Genomic DNA, 14,098 nt, shown 5'->3' on the forward strand with positions numbered 1-14,098 from the left:
ATGCTGAGACCCCTGGCCTGACCTCGCATCGGGCCTTTTCCCTCCTACCGGAACCGCGCCGCAATGGACTATCTGCTACAACTCGCCGCCGACCCCACCGTCTGGATCGCCCTGGCCACCCTGATCGTGATGGAAGTGGTGCTCGGCATCGACAACCTGATCTTCATCTCCATCCTCACCAACAAGCTGCCCGCCCAGCAACAGCAGAAGGCCCGCCGCATCGGCATCGGCCTGGCACTGATCATGCGCCTGGGTCTGCTCGGCACCGTGGCCTGGATCGTCCAGCTCACCGAACCCGTCATCGAGGTGTTCGGCCAGAGCTTTTCCTGGAAGGACCTGATCCTCATCGCCGGTGGCCTGTTCCTGCTGTGGAAGGCGACCAAGGAGATCCATCACAACGTCGACCCCGAGCCGGATAGCGCCCTGAGCAAGGGCGGCGAGGTGGCGACCCTGGGCTTCGGTTCGGCCATCGTGCAGATCCTGCTGCTGGACCTGGTGTTCTCGGTGGACAGCATCATCACCGCGGTGGGCATGACCGAACACCTGCCGGTGATGGTGATCGCCGTGGTGGTGGCGGTGACCGTCATGTTGCTGGCGGCGGATCCCCTGGCCAGGTTCATCAACGACAACCCCACCGTCGTGATGCTGGCGCTGGGCTTCCTGATCATGATCGGCATGACCCTGATCGCCGAAGGCTTCGGCGCCCACGTGCCCAAGGGCTACATCTATGCGGCCATGGCCTTCTCCGCACTGATCGAGGGCTTGAACATGCTGTCGCGACGCGCCAAGCGTCGCCAGCAGGCGGCCGGCAAGTGAGCGCAGGCGTGCCAGAAGGCTTTGTTACATTCCGGCACGCCTATTGCTAAAGAAATTAGGCACTATCCCGTTATCTATCTGTCATAGCAGCGTCACACGTGAGGTCTACAACCTAAGACATGAACATTCAAACCCAAGCGCAAAACGCCATGCATGCCCTCAGCGCCGCCTTCGCGCCGATGAGCTGCGTCATCGACGCTCCCAGCAAGCGTGGTTTCTCCTTCATCGTCGTCAACGAGCATGGCGTGGCCAAGCACACCCGCCGGATCTACCGCGACGAATACAGCAACCCGAGCCGCCTGCAGGCCATCATCGACAGCACCCGCCTGGCCATCGCCGGCTGAGATTCAGCCGGCTCCCGCTTTACCCCTCCCGCTTCAGCGTCTGCGCCCCACCCGAGCTACGGGTGTACCGGCGGCAGATAGGCCAACGTTCCCCCCAACAGCCACAGCAGCACCAGCACCAGGGGTGCATGGACCAGCAGCTGCACGAAGGAAAAGCCGACCAGGTCGCGCGCCTTCAGCCCCAGCACGCCCAGCAGCGGCAGCATGTAGAACGGATTGATCAGATTCGGCAGCGCCTCGGCGGCGTTGTAGATCTGCACCGCCCAGCCCAGGTGATACTGCAGGTCGTTGGCCACCTGCATCACGTAGGGCGCCTCGATGATCCATTTGCCCCCGCCCGAGGGGATGAAGAAGCCCAGCAGCGCCGAATAGACCCCCATCAGCAGGGCGAAGGTGTCGTGGGTGGCGATCTGGGTGAAGAATGCCGCGATATGGTGCGCCAGCGTCTGGCCGTCGGCGCCAGTGACCTTGGTCAGGATGGCGGCGATGGAGCCGTACAGCGGAAACTGGATCAGCACTCCGGTGGTGGCCGGCACGGCGCGGGCCACGGCGTCGAGGAAGTGCCGCGGTCGCCAGTGCAGCAGGGCGCCCAGGGTGATGAACAGCAGGTTGTAGGTGTTCAGCCCGGAGATGGCCTCGATGGCCGGTTTGCTGGCGAATTCCTGCACCAGCCATCCGGCGGCGAGCAGCACCAGCAGGATGATCAGCACCGGGCTGTATTCCAGCCATTCCCCCGGACGGGTCGGCTTCGCGGCCGGCTTGGGCGCCGGGGTGACGTCGACGCCGCAGGCGCGGGCGTCACGGGCGCTGTCCGGCCCCGGTGCCGTGACATAGGCGATCACCGCCGAGACCACCAGCAGCACCAGCAGCAGGGCGCCGGATTGCCAGAGGAACAGCGTCTGGCTGAAGGGAATCACCCCGGTGATGGCCAGGATCGATGGCGGCAGGCTGGCCGGATTGGCCTGCAACTGCGCCGCCGAGGACGACAGCCCCAGCGCCCAGACCGCGCCCAGGCCCAGGTAGGCGGCGGCACCGGCGGCGCGGTAGTCCATCTTGAGTTCTTCGCGGCGCGCCAGGGCGCGCACCAGCAGGCCGCCGAACACCAGGCTCAGGCCCCAGTTGAGCAGGGAGGCGAGCATGGCCACCAGGGCCACCCAGCACACCGCGCCACGTCCGGTACGGGGCACCCGCGCCAGGCGCTCGATCAGCCGCGCCGCCGGCCCGGAGCTGGCTACCACGTAGCCGCCGATGACCACGAAGGCCATCTGCATGGTGAAGGGAATCAGACTCCAGAAGCCGTCGCCGAAGGCCTTGGCGGTCTTGGCCGCCGGCGCGCCCATGCCGAGGGCGGCCAGGGCCACCACGGCCACGGCGAGCACGGCGAACACCCAGGAATCGGGAAACCAGCGCTCGGCCCAGTTGGAACAGGCCAGGGCGAAGCGCGCGCTGCGCGAATCGCGGGAAGGGGTTGAGCTCATGGTGGATCCTTTTGTTGTTGTTCTTTAGGGGATAAACAAACGTAGGGTGGAAAACGGCGCAGCCTTTTCCACGCGTTGGGACTTTGCGCATCGAGACGTAGGTTGGGTTGAGACAGCTCCATCGTCGAAGCCCAACATGAGGGGCTAGGTCGGGATCGTTGGGCTTCGCTGTGCTCAGCCCAACCTACGGGTGGCTACCGCCGCTCCACCGCCAGGGCCACACCCTGACCACCGCCGATGCACAGGGTCGCCAGACCCCGGCGTCCCTCGCGGCGGCGTAATTCGTGGAGCAGGGTCACCAGTACGCGGCAACCCGAGGCACCGATAGGATGGCCCAGGGCGATGGCGCCGCCGTTGACGTTGACCCTGTCATCATCCCAACCTAGCTCCTGGCCCACGGCCAGGGCCTGGGCGGCGAAGGCTTCGTTGGCCTCGATTAGGTCCAGGTCAGCCAGCTGCCAGCCGGCTTTCTCCAGCGTCTTGCGGGTCGCCGAGACCGGGCCGATGCCCATGATCGCCGGGTCCACCCCGGCGCTGGCATAGGCGGCGATATGGGCCAGCGGCGTCAGGCCCAGGGCGGCGGCCTTGGCCGCGCTCATCACCAGCACCGCGGCAGCGCCGTCGTTGAGGCTGGAGGCGTTGCCGGCGGTGACGCTGCCGTCCTTGGCGAAGGCCGGCCGCAGCCGGGCCAGGCCTTCGGCGGTGGTGTCGGCGCGGATGCCTTCGTCGGTGGCGAACGCCAGGGGCTCGCCCTTGCGCTGGGGGATGAGCACCGGGGTGATCTCCTCGCGGAAACGCCCGGATTCCACCGCCGCCGCCGCGCGCTGCTGGGAGCGGGCGGCGAAGGCGTCCTGGGCCTCGCGGCTGATCTGGTACTTCTCCACCAGGTTCTCCGCGGTCTGGCCCATGTGGTAGTCGTTGAAGGCATCCCACAGCCCATCGCTGATCATGGAATCGACCAGCTCGGCATGGCCCAGGCGCAGGCCGCTGCGCACCTTGGGCAAGACATAGGGCGCCAGGCTCATGTTCTCCATGCCACCGGCGATGACGATCTCGGCGTCGCCGCAGCGGATCGCCTGGACCGCCAGCTGCACCGCCTTGAGCCCGGAGCCGCAGACCTTGTTCAGGGTCAGGGCCGGTACCTCGTGGGGCAGGCCAGCCTTGACCGCCGCCTGGCGGGCGGGATTCTGGCCGGCGCCGGCGGTGAGCACCTGGCCGAGGATGACCTCATCCACCTGCGCCGGAGCCACGCCGGTCTGCTCCAGCAGGGCGCGGATGACGGTGGCGCCCAGTTCCACCGCAGGGACATTGGCCAGGGAGCCCTGGAAGCTGCCGACCGCGGTACGGGTGGCGGCGACGATGACGACGTCTTGCATGACTAGGTCTCCCTTCAGGCCTGGATGGGGGCGCCGGTGGCGGCGCGCAGTTCATCGAGGCTGACGCCTTCGGCCAGCTCCACCAGCTGGAGGCCGCCCTCAGCGACCTCCAGCACGGCCAGGTCGGTGATGATCAGGTCGACCACGCCGACGCCGGTCAGCGGCAGGTCGCAGGCCGGCAGGATCTTGTGGGCGCCCTTGGCGGTGTGCTCCATCAGCACCACCACGCGCTGCACGCCGGCCACCAGGTCCATGGCGCCGCCCATGCCCTTGACCATCTTGCCGGGGATCATCCAGTTGGCCAGGTCGCCTTTTTCCGACACCTGCATGGCGCCGAGGATGGCCAGGTTCACATGGCCGCCGCGGATCATGCCGAAGCTGGCGGCGCTGTCGAAATAGCTGCTGCCGGGCAGGGCGGTGACGGTCTGCTTGCCGGCGTTGATCAGGTCCGGATCGACCGTCTCGGCGGTGGGGAAGGGACCGATGCCGAGCAGGCCGTTTTCCGATTGCAGCCAGACGTCCATGCCGGCGGGGATGTAGTTGGCGACGAGGGTCGGCAAGCCGATGCCGAGGTTGACGTAGAAGCCGTCCTGCAGCTCCCGGGCGGCGCGTTGCGCCATCTGTTCGCGGGTCCAGGCCATCTTACTTCTCCTCGCTCAGGGTGCGTTTTTCGATGCGTTTCTCGGGGGTAGCGTTGACCACCAGGCGCTGTACGAAGATGCCGGGCAGGTGGATCTGGTCCGGATCCAGCTCGCCCACTTCCACCAGCTCTTCCACCTCGGCCACGCAGACCCGACCGGCCATGGCGCACAGCGGATTGAAGTTGCGCGCGGTCTTGTTGAAGACCAGGTTGCCGGCCTTGTCGGCGCGCTGCGCCTTGACCAGGGCCACGTCGGCGGTCAGCGCCAGCTCCATCACATGGGGCTGGCCATTGAAGTCGCGTACCTCCTTGCCCTCGGCCACCAGGGTGCCGTAGCCGGTGCGGGTATAGAACGCCGGGATGCCCGCGCCACCAGCGCGCAGCTTCTCGGCCAGGGTGCCCTGGGGGGTGAATTCCAGTTCCAGTTCGCCGGCCAGGTACTGGCGCTCGAATTCCTTGTTCTCGCCCACGTAGGAGGAAATCATCTTGCGGATCTGCCGGGTCTCCAGCAGCTGGCCGAGGCCGAAGCCGTCCACCCCGGCGTTGTTGCTGATGGCGGTCAGCTCGCGGGCGCCGGTGTCGCGCAGCGCGGCGATCAGTGCCTCGGGGATGCCGCAGAGGCCGAAGCCACCCACGGCCAGGGTGATGCCGTCGCGCACCAGCCCGTCGAGGGCGGCCGCGGCGTTGGGATAGAGCTTGTTCATGGGTAGATCCTCGGGTCGATTATTGGGCGGTCCAGCCGCCGTCCATGGTCCAGGCGGCGCCGCGCACCTGGGCAGCGGCATCGCTGCACAGGAACAGCGCCAGTTCGCCCAGTTGCGCGGTGGTGACGAATTCCTGCGATGGCTGCTTCTCGCTGAGCAGGTTGCGACGGGCCTGGTCCGGGTCGCTGCCCCGGCTGTCCAACTGCTGCTGGATCAGTGGGGTGAGCACGAAGCCCGGGCAGAGCGCGTTACAGGTGATGCCGGTACGGGCGGTCTCCAGGGCGGTGACCTTGGTCAGGCCCACCACCCCATGTTTGGCGGCCACGTAGGCGGCCTTGCCGGTGGAGGCCACCAGGCCATGCACCGAGGAGATGTTGACGATACGGCCCCAGTCGCGCTCGCGCATGCCCGGCAGCGACAGGCGGGTGGTGTGGAACACCGCCGAAAGATTGAGGGCGATCACCGCGTCCCAACGCTCCACGGGGAAGTCCTCCACCGGCGCCACGTACTGGATGCCGGCGTTGTTGACCAGGATGTCCACGCCGCCGAAGTCGCGCTGGGCGTAGGCGAACAGGTCTTCGATCTCCTCCGGCTGGGACAGATCGGCGCCGTGGAAGCCGCTGCGGCCGGGCAGGCTCGCCTGGGCTGGCGCGGGATCGCCGAAGCCGTTGAGGATGAGGGTGGCGCCGGCGGCGGCCAGGCGCTGGGCGATACCCAGGCCGATACCGCTGGTGGAGCCGGTGACCAGGGCGGTCTTGCCGGTGAGGTCCATGGGCTGTCTCCTTAGACGAGTCCGGTCAGGTAGTAGAGGCCGATGACGAAGAACACCGCCACGGTCTTGATCAGGGTGATCTTGAACACGCCACCGTAGGCTTCGCGGTGGGTGAGGCCGGTCACTGCCAGCAGGGTGATGACCGCGCCGTTGTGCGGCAGGGTGTCCATGCCGCCGCTGGCCATGGCCGCCACCCGGTGCAGCACCTCCAGGGGGATGCCGGCGGCATTGGCGGCGGCGATGAAGGTGTCGCTCATGGCGGCCAGGGCGATGCTCATGCCACCGGACGCCGAGCCGGTGATGCCGGCCAGCAGGGTCACGCTCACTGCCTCGTTGATCAGCGGATCGGGAATGGCCTTGAGCCCCTGGGCGAACAGCACGAAGCCGGGCAGGGCGGCGATCACCGCGCCGAAGCCGTATTCGGAGGCCGTGTTCATCCCGGCCAGCAGGGCGCCGGACACCGCGGTCTTGCTGCCCTCGGCCAGGCGGCCGCGGATGGCGCCGAAGCCGGTGACCAGCACCAGCAGGATGCCCGCCAGCAGCGCCCCTTCCACCGCCCAGATGCCGGTCAGCTTGGCGACCTCCTGGGTGATGGGCTTGGCCATGCCGGGCAATGCCAGGGTGCTGGTGGCACCGTACCAGTCGGGAATCCAGCGGGTGAGCAGCCCGTTGAGCACGCCCACCAGCACCAGCGGCGCCAGGGCCAGCCAGGCATTGGGCAGCGGCAGGTCGGCGGCGGTCTCGGGTTCGTTGCGCAGTGGTACGCTGGCATAGCCTTCCTGGTCGCGCCGGGCCTGGCGCCGGGCGCGCTCCAGGTAGGTCAGGCCCACGGCGATGACGAACAGCGAGCCGGCCAGGCCCAGCCAGGGTGCGGCCCAGGCCGTGGTCTGGAAGAAGCTGGTGGGGATGATGTTCTGGATCTGCGGCGTGCCGGGCAGGGCGTCCATGGTGAAGGAGAAGGCGCCCAGGGCGATGGTCGCCGGGATCAGCCGCTTGGGGATGTCGCTCTGGCGAAACATCTCGGCGGCGAAGGGATAGACGGCGAAGACCACCACGAACAGCGAGACACCACCATAGGTGAGCAGGGCGCAGACCGCGACGATCACCGGGATGGCCCGCTCGCGTCCGAGCAGGCGGATGGCCGCGGCGACGATGGCGCGGGAAAAGCCCGACAACTCGATCAACTTGCCGAACAGGGCGCCGAGCATGAAGACCGGGAAGTACAGCTTGAGAAAGCCCACCATCTTGTCCATGAACACCCCGGTAAAAGCGGGCGCCACGGCGGAAGGGTCGGTGAGCAGGACGGCGCCGAGGGCGGCGAGGGGGGCGAAGAGGATGACACTGAAACCCCGGTAGGCGGCGAACATCAGCAGCGCCAGGGCGGCGAGTGCGATCAGGACACTCATGGCTTCTCCTAGAGCTTCGCCAGGCGAAGCGGTTCTTGTTGTTATAGGGGCGATGCATGAATCGCCCAAACACAGGAGCCAGAACCGTGCCAGATTATTAAGTTATTGTTTTTTATGATTTTTTATTTTGACCGTTGCCATTTGCCGACAAGTTGTCTCAAAAGCTGGACCCCGTAGGTTGGGTTGAGCGCGGCGAAGCCCAACATCAGCCCAAGTTCGGCAGTGTTGGGCTTCGACGATAGAGCCGTCTCAACCCAACCTACGGTCAGGATTTTGTAGGAGCGGCCCATGGCCGCGATAGATCGCCAATCGCGGCCATGGGCCGCTCTTACAGTTAAGTCTCTATCTATAGACTTGTCTCAATTGAGAGACGTCAGCCCCAGCGCCACCAGCTTCTTGTACAACGTCGACCGCCCCAACCCCAGGCGGCGGGCGGCTTCGTCCACCTTGCCACCACAGGCGGCCAGCGTTGACTGGAGCAGTTCGCGGTCGAAGCGCTGGCGCGCGGCGGCATAGGTTTCTCCGCTAGGATGGCTGACCGCTTCGGGCGTCGTCGGTGTAGCCGGGGCGACGCCCAGGGCCTCCGCCAGCGCCGTGGCATCTAACTGGCTGTCGTCACCCAGCAGCACGGCGCGTTCCAGCACGTTGCGCAATTCACGCACGTTGCCGGGCCAGGGCTGGCGCTGCAGCAGGGCCAGGCCGTCGGCGGTGAGTTCGGCAGCGGCCTGCCCGGCCACGGCGGGCAGGCCATCGAGGATGGCTTCGGCCAGTACCGCCAGGTCGTCCAGGCGCTCGCGCAGCGGCGGGATGCGGATCGGCAGGACGTTGAGCCGGTAGTAGAGGTCGGCGCGAAAACGCCCCTCGGCCACCGCGGCCTCCAGGTCGCGCGAGGTGGCGGCGATCATCCGCACGTCGCACGCCAGCACCTCGTTGGAGCCCAGCGGTTCGTATTCCTTTTCCTGCAGCACCCGCAGCAGCTTGGCCTGCAGGGCCAGCGGCATGTCACCGATCTCGTCGAGAAACAGGGTGCCGCCCTGGGCGATCTGCAGCTTGCCCGGGCGGGCGCGTCGCTCGGCACCGGTGAAGGCACCCGGCGCGGTGCCGAAGAATTCCGCTTCCAGCAGGCTCTCGGGGATGGCCGCGGCATTGATGCTGACGAAGGGCCGCCCGGCCCGCGGCGAGGCGCCGTGGATGGCATGGGCCAGCAGCTCCTTGCCGGTGCCGGTCTCGCCCAGCAACAGCACCGCGGCAGCACTGGCGGCGGCGCGGCGGGCACGGCGCTTGACCTCCAGGCTGGCCGGACCGCTGCCGACGAAGTGGCCGAAGCCGTACTTGGCGGTGCGCGCGTGCTGCAGCGAGCGGCGGGTGGTGGCCAGCTCTTCCTGGATGCGCAGGTAGCGGGTCACCAGCGGCGCCAGTTGCTGCAACTGGTCGAACAGGGCGAAGCCGATGGCGCCGATCAACTCGCCCTCGTCGGTATGGATCGGCAGGCGCATCACCACCAGGGGGCCGCTGCGAGTCTCCAGCATGTCCAGCAGGATCGGCTGGCCGTTGCGCGCCACCTCGCGCAGCAGGCTGTGGGGGATGATCTGTTCCACCGGCTGGCCGATGGCGGCAGCGGCATCCGGCAGGCCGAAGTGCTGGGCGTATCTCTGGTTGATCCAGACGATGCGCGCCTCGCGGTCGACGATCACCGTACCATTGCTGGTTTGCTCGATGATCTCGAACAGCGAGCGGATCGCCCGCTGGCGGATGCCGGCATAGTCGTCCAGGCCCGGCAGGCCGGGTGGCGTGGCGCTCATGGCTTCAGCGCATGGCGCAGCTGGTGCAGGCGCCGCTGGACGATACGTTCGCGGCGCGCCGCGTCCCAGTCGTAGAAGCCCGCGCCGCTGCGCAGCCCGGTACGGCCGGCTGCTACCTGGTCTTCTAGGACCTGTAATGGGGATTCATCCCGCGCCAGGGTCGGCCAGAGGTGGCGGGCGATGTCGCGGAAGGTATCCAGCCCACCCATGTCCGCGGCTTCCAAGGGACCGACCATGGCGTAGCGGCGCCCCAGGGAGGCACGCATCACCCGGTCGACCGTGTCGGCATCCGCCGCGCCACTCTGCACGATGTGCAGGGCTTCGCGCAGCAGGGCGAATTGCAGGCGATTGCCGACGAAACCGGGAATGGCCCGCTGCAACACCACGGCTTCCAGGTCGGCGGCTTCCAGTAGCAGGCGCACGGCGTCCAGGTGGGCGGGCAGGGTGGCCGTGCCGGGCACCAGCTCCACCAGGGGGATGAAGTGCGGCGGATTCCAGAAGTGCGCGATCAGCAGCCGCTCGGGATGGCGCAGCGGGGCGGCCAGCTCGTCCGGCGGCAGGCCGCTGGTATTGCTGGCGATCAGGGCATCGGGCCGCAGCACGTCCTCGAGCTGGGCGTAGAGGCGGTGCTTGAGCTCCAGGCGTTCGGGCACGGCTTCGAACAGCAGGTCGCAGTCGGCGAGCTCCGCCAGCTCGGTCGTGGTGGTGAGACGGCCAATGACCGCCTCGGTGTCCACCGCGATGTCGGCTTCCTCCAGCTCGGCGAGCAGGGTGCGCGCGGTGGCGGCTACCTCGGCGAGGCGGGCGGGGTCGACGTCCTGCAGGCGCACGGCATGGCCATGGCGCGCGAGGTGCACGGCGATACCGATGCCCATGAGACCGGAACCCAGGACGGCGAGGCGAGGCGTGGTCATGATTCTTATCCTTGAGAGACAGCCGCGGCAACCGTCTCACACTTGACCGCCCCCGGCCAAGGCACAGGGGCCGGCCTTGCACCATGGGCGGGCCCTGGCGCCTGGGCCACGGCCGAACGAAAGGCTCTGCCATGCCCCTCGGCGACGCCTGGCACGGGCACTGCTACAGGACAGCCACGCCCATCCCGAGGAGTCCGTCATGAGCAATGCCGCCGGCAACGACTATCCCCTGAGCGAAGTCCCGCCCCACGCCCGCAAGGGCCTGGCCTCCCTGGCCATGGTGCTGCTGGGGTTCACCTTCTTCACCGCCACCATGTTCGCTGGCGGCAAGCTGGGCGTGGCTTTCGGCTTCGCCGACCTGTTGCTGGTGATCGCCCTCGGCAACCTGCTGCTGGGTCTCTATGCCGCCGCCCTCGGCCATATCGCCTGCCGGAGCGGTCTCAACTCGGTGCTCATGGGGCGTTTCGCCTTCGGCGAGCGCGGCAGCAAGCTCTGCGACCTCATCCTCGGCTTCACCCAGATCGGTTGGTACGCCTGGGGTACCGCCACCGCCGCGGTGGTGCTGGGCAAGTACTTCGGCCTGGAGGAGGGCGCGGTGCTGGCGCTGATGGCCGTGTTCGGCCTGGGCTTCTGCGCCACCGCCTATGTCGGCTACCGCGGTCTGGAAATCTTCTCCTGGATCGCCGTGCCGGCCATGGCCGTGCTGCTGATCCTGTCGATGAGCGTGACGACCCTCAAGGCCGGCGGCCTGGACGGCCTGCTGGCGATCCAGCCCAGCGCCAGCCTTGACCTGTCCACCGCCATCACCCTGGTGTTCGGTACCTTCGTCAGTGGCGCCACCCAGGCCACCAACTGGACCCGCTTCGCCCGCTCCACGCGGGTGGCGGTACTGGCCAGCCTGATCGGCTTCTTCATCGGCAACGGCCTGATGGTGCTGATCGGCGCCTATGGCGCCATCGTCTACCAGCAACCCGACGTGGTGGAGGTGCTGATGCTGCAGGGCTTCGCCACCGCCGCCTTGGCCATGTTGCTGCTCAACATCTGGAGCACCCAGGACAACACCATCTACAACTTCGCCGTGGCCGGCTGCAACCTGGTGCGCACCGACCGCCGCAAGACGGTGACCCTGGCCGGTGCCCTGATCGGCACCGCCCTGGCGCTGCTGGGCATGTACGACCTGCTGGTGCCCTACCTGGTACTGCTCGGCACCGTGATCCCACCCATCGGTGGGGTGATCGTCGCCGACTACTGGCTGCGTCATCGCGGCCGCTATCCGCTGCTCGCCGAGGCCCGCCTGCCGCATTACCACTGGCCAGGCCTGGCCGCCTATGGCCTGGGCACCGTGGCCGCCTTCGGCTCGCCCTGGGTGGCGCCCCTGGTGGGCATCGGGGTGGCGGCGCTGAGCTATGGGGTGTTCAATGGACTGACTCGTGGTCGCGCGACCGCAACCGCCTCGCTCTAGGAGATCGACCATGCGCATCCTCAATGCCCGCCTGCGTGACCGCGAAGGCCTGTACGACATCCGCCTCGAAGGGGGGCGCATCGCCGCCATCGCCGAACAGCTGATGCCGCCGGCGGTAGGGCCCGACGATATCGACGCCGCCGGCAATCTGGTGGTGCCGCCCTTCGTCGAACCACACATCCACCTCGACGCCACCCTCACCGCCGGCGAGCCGCGCTGGAACATGAGCGGCACCCTGTTCGAAGGCATCGAATGTTGGGGCGAGCGCAAGGCCACCATCACCCAGGAAGACACCAAGACCCGCGCCACGCGCACCATCCGCGCCCTGGCCGCCCATGGCATCCAGCACGTGCGCACCCACGTGGACGTCACCGATCCGTCCCTCGCCGCGCTCAAGGCCATGCTGGAGGTGCGCGAGGAGACCCGCCACCTGATCGACCTGCAGATCGTCGCCTTTCCCCAGGAGGGCATCGAGTCCTTCAAGAACGGGCGCGAGCTGATGGAGGAATCCATCCGCCTGGGCGCCGATGTGGTCGGTGGCATCCCGCACTTCGAGTACACCCGCGACCAGGGCGTGAGCTCGGTGAAATTCCTCATGGACCTGGCCGAACGCACTGGTTGCCTGGTGGACGTCCATTGCGACGAGACCGACGATCCCCACTCGCGCTTCCTGGAGGTGCTGGCCGAGGAGGCGCGTAGCCGCGGCATGGGTTCGCGGGTCACCGCCAGCCACACTACGGCCATGGGCTCCTACGACAACGCCTACTGCGCCAAGCTGTTCCGCCTGCTGACCCACGCGGGCATCAACTTCATCTCCTGCCCGACCGAGAGCATCCACCTGCAGGGCCGCTTCGACAGCTTCCCCAAGCGCCGCGGGGTGACCCGGGTCAACGAGTTGCTGGAGGCCGGCCTCAACGTCTGCTTCGCCCAGGATTCCATCGTCGATCCCTGGTATCCGCTGGGCAACGGCAACATCCTGCGGGTGCTGGAGGCGGGGCTGCACATCTGCCATATGCTCGGCTACCGCAACCTGCAATCGGCGCTGGACCTGGTCACGGTCAACAGCGCCAAGGCCCTATGCCTAGGCGATCGCTACGGCCTGGAAGAGGGGCGGCCGGCCAACCTGCTGGTGCTCTCGGCCGACAGTGACTACGAGATGGTCCGCAGCCAGGGCCTGCCGCTGTATTCCATCCGCCACGGCAAGGTGCTGATGCAGCGCCGGCCGGCGCAGGTGGAGTTGGCCGACGCGTAACGGTTCGCGGTCATGCCGGTGCACCGTAGCGACCGCTGCTACTGGTATGGGTTGCGATGGTCGAAGGCGATGTTGCAGGACCGCCAACCAGCCCGCTACTCGCTCGGATAACCCCCTCTCCCTCCGGGAGAGGGCTGGGGTGAGGGCGCGCCCCATGCCTAAGTCCATCAGTGGAAAAGGCTACGCCATATTCCACGCTACGACTCCTGTTCGGACAGCCCCCTCTCCCTCCGGGAGAGGGTTGGGGTGAGGGCGCGCCTCGCCACGAAGTCCATCAGCGGAAAAGGCTGCGCCGTTTTCCACGCTACTGCCGGCATGGCCCCGATCCGCGTAGGTTGGGTTGAGACGGCTTCATCGTCGAAGCCCAACATGGCCGGTGCCAGAGGCAATGTTGGGCTTCGCTGCGCTCAACCCAACCTACGGCGGTACCTGGAGCAACTGCCTGATCGCGGCCATGGGCCGCTCCTACAGGGGAGTCGGAATCTGTAGGAGCGGCCCATGGCCGCGATTGGCGTCCCCTGGCAGCAGCGGATCGCCACAACCGCTGCTGCCATTACCTATGCCGCATCCCACCCCGTTGGGCTTCGCTGCGCTCAACCCAACCTACCAGCGCCTACCGGCCGCTTTCGGCGAAATCCCGCAGCGCCGCGCCATCCAGGCGATAGCGTACCCATTCGCTCTGGGCCTCGGCGCCCAGGCTTTCGTAGAAGTCGATGGCGGGGGTGTTCCAGTCCAGCACGCTCCATTCCAGGCGGCCGCAGTCGTTGGCCACCGCCTCGCGGGCCAGTTCGCGCAGCAGGCCCTTGCCCAGGCCGGTGCCGCGGGCGCTGGGGCTCACATAGAGGTCTTCCAAGTAGATGCCGTTGCGGCCCAGCCAGGTGGAATAGCTGTAGAAATATACGGCGTAGCCCACCACCACGCCTTCGTGCTCGGCGACCAGGGCGCGGGTCGGCGTATCGGCGGCGAACAGCGTCGCCTCGATCTGCGCGGGACTGGCCAGCACTTCATGAACGGCGTTCTCGTAGTCCGCCAGTTCGACGATGAGGGCATGGATACGGGCCGCGTCTGCGCGACGGGCGGGGCGGATCTGGGCAGTCATAGGGTCCTTGCTGAGTCGAAGGTGCGCGGACGA

13 protein-coding genes are annotated in these 14,098 nt (G+C 67.5%); 4 read left to right on the plus strand and 9 right to left on the minus strand.

Features of this window, described 5'->3' with window-relative positions; genetic code table 11:
- Nucleotides 1-63 precede the first annotated feature (63 nt).
- Entirely contained in the window at nucleotides 64-816 is a 753-nt protein-coding gene (locus tag FSV73_RS06680) for a TerC family protein (RefSeq protein WP_145005675.1), read from the plus strand.
- A gap of 119 nt (nucleotides 817-935) precedes the next feature.
- On the plus strand, nucleotides 936-1,160 hold the full coding sequence (locus tag FSV73_RS06685) for a hypothetical protein (protein WP_058761044.1): 225 nt from the start codon (nucleotides 936-938) through the stop codon (nucleotides 1,158-1,160).
- Nucleotides 1,161-1,216: 56 nt separating this feature from the next.
- On the opposite strand, the gene FSV73_RS06690 is transcribed toward FSV73_RS06685, so the two are convergent.
- The 8 genes from FSV73_RS06690 to FSV73_RS06725 form a co-directional block, all read right to left on the minus strand.
- Nucleotides 1,217-2,638 (minus strand): short-chain fatty acid transporter, encoded by a 1,422-nt coding sequence (locus FSV73_RS06690; RefSeq protein ID WP_145005678.1) that lies wholly within the window; start codon nucleotides 2,636-2,638, stop codon nucleotides 1,217-1,219.
- Nucleotides 2,639-2,832: 194 nt separating this feature from the next.
- The gene (locus FSV73_RS06695) at nucleotides 2,833-4,014 is read right to left on the minus strand and encodes an acetyl-CoA C-acetyltransferase (RefSeq protein WP_145005681.1); all 1,182 of its coding nucleotides are present in this window, start codon (nucleotides 4,012-4,014) and stop codon (nucleotides 2,833-2,835) included.
- Between the two features lie 14 nt (nucleotides 4,015-4,028).
- Nucleotides 4,029-4,655: a CoA transferase subunit B gene (locus FSV73_RS06700; protein ID WP_145005684.1), complete on the minus strand. Its 627-nt coding sequence runs from the start codon at nucleotides 4,653-4,655 to the stop codon at nucleotides 4,029-4,031.
- 1 nt (nucleotide 4,656) lies between these two features.
- Complete coding sequence (locus FSV73_RS06705; protein ID WP_145005688.1) at nucleotides 4,657-5,358, minus strand: CoA transferase subunit A; 702 nt, start codon at nucleotides 5,356-5,358, stop codon at nucleotides 4,657-4,659.
- Between the two features lie 19 nt (nucleotides 5,359-5,377).
- Nucleotides 5,378-6,130: a 3-hydroxybutyrate dehydrogenase gene (locus FSV73_RS06710; RefSeq protein ID WP_145005691.1), complete on the minus strand. Its 753-nt coding sequence runs from the start codon at nucleotides 6,128-6,130 to the stop codon at nucleotides 5,378-5,380.
- 11 nt (nucleotides 6,131-6,141) lie between these two features.
- Nucleotides 6,142-7,536, minus strand: coding sequence for a GntP family permease (locus tag FSV73_RS06715; RefSeq protein ID WP_145005695.1), 1,395 nt, complete (start codon nucleotides 7,534-7,536; stop codon nucleotides 6,142-6,144).
- 359 nt (nucleotides 7,537-7,895) lie between these two features.
- Nucleotides 7,896-9,338: a sigma-54 interaction domain-containing protein gene (locus FSV73_RS06720; RefSeq protein ID WP_145005698.1), complete on the minus strand. Its 1,443-nt coding sequence runs from the start codon at nucleotides 9,336-9,338 to the stop codon at nucleotides 7,896-7,898.
- On the minus strand, nucleotides 9,335-10,252 hold the full coding sequence (locus FSV73_RS06725; protein WP_145005700.1) for a 3-hydroxyacyl-CoA dehydrogenase family protein: 918 nt from the start codon (nucleotides 10,250-10,252) through the stop codon (nucleotides 9,335-9,337). Before FSV73_RS06725 ends, FSV73_RS06720 begins: the two co-directional genes overlap by 4 nt.
- 199 nt (nucleotides 10,253-10,451) lie before the next feature.
- On the opposite strand from FSV73_RS06725, the gene codB reads away from it, so the two are divergent.
- Both codB and codA read left to right on the plus strand, forming a co-directional pair.
- Nucleotides 10,452-11,714, plus strand: coding sequence for a cytosine permease (gene codB, locus FSV73_RS06730; RefSeq protein WP_145005703.1), 1,263 nt, complete (start codon nucleotides 10,452-10,454; stop codon nucleotides 11,712-11,714).
- Nucleotides 11,715-11,724: 10 nt separating this feature from the next.
- Nucleotides 11,725-12,966, plus strand: a complete 1,242-nt coding sequence (gene codA / locus FSV73_RS06735) for a cytosine deaminase (RefSeq protein WP_145005706.1) — start codon at nucleotides 11,725-11,727, stop codon at nucleotides 12,964-12,966.
- A gap of 613 nt (nucleotides 12,967-13,579) precedes the next feature.
- Here the strand turns inward: codA and FSV73_RS06740 are convergent.
- On the minus strand, nucleotides 13,580-14,065 hold the full coding sequence (locus FSV73_RS06740) for a GNAT family N-acetyltransferase (RefSeq protein WP_145005709.1): 486 nt from the start codon (nucleotides 14,063-14,065) through the stop codon (nucleotides 13,580-13,582).
- Nucleotides 14,066-14,098 lie beyond the last annotated feature (33 nt).

It is taken from the genome of Pseudomonas oryzihabitans, assembly GCF_007665395.1.
In the GTDB taxonomy this organism is placed as follows: Bacteria; Pseudomonadota; Gammaproteobacteria; order Pseudomonadales; family Pseudomonadaceae; genus Chryseomonas; species Chryseomonas psychrotolerans_C.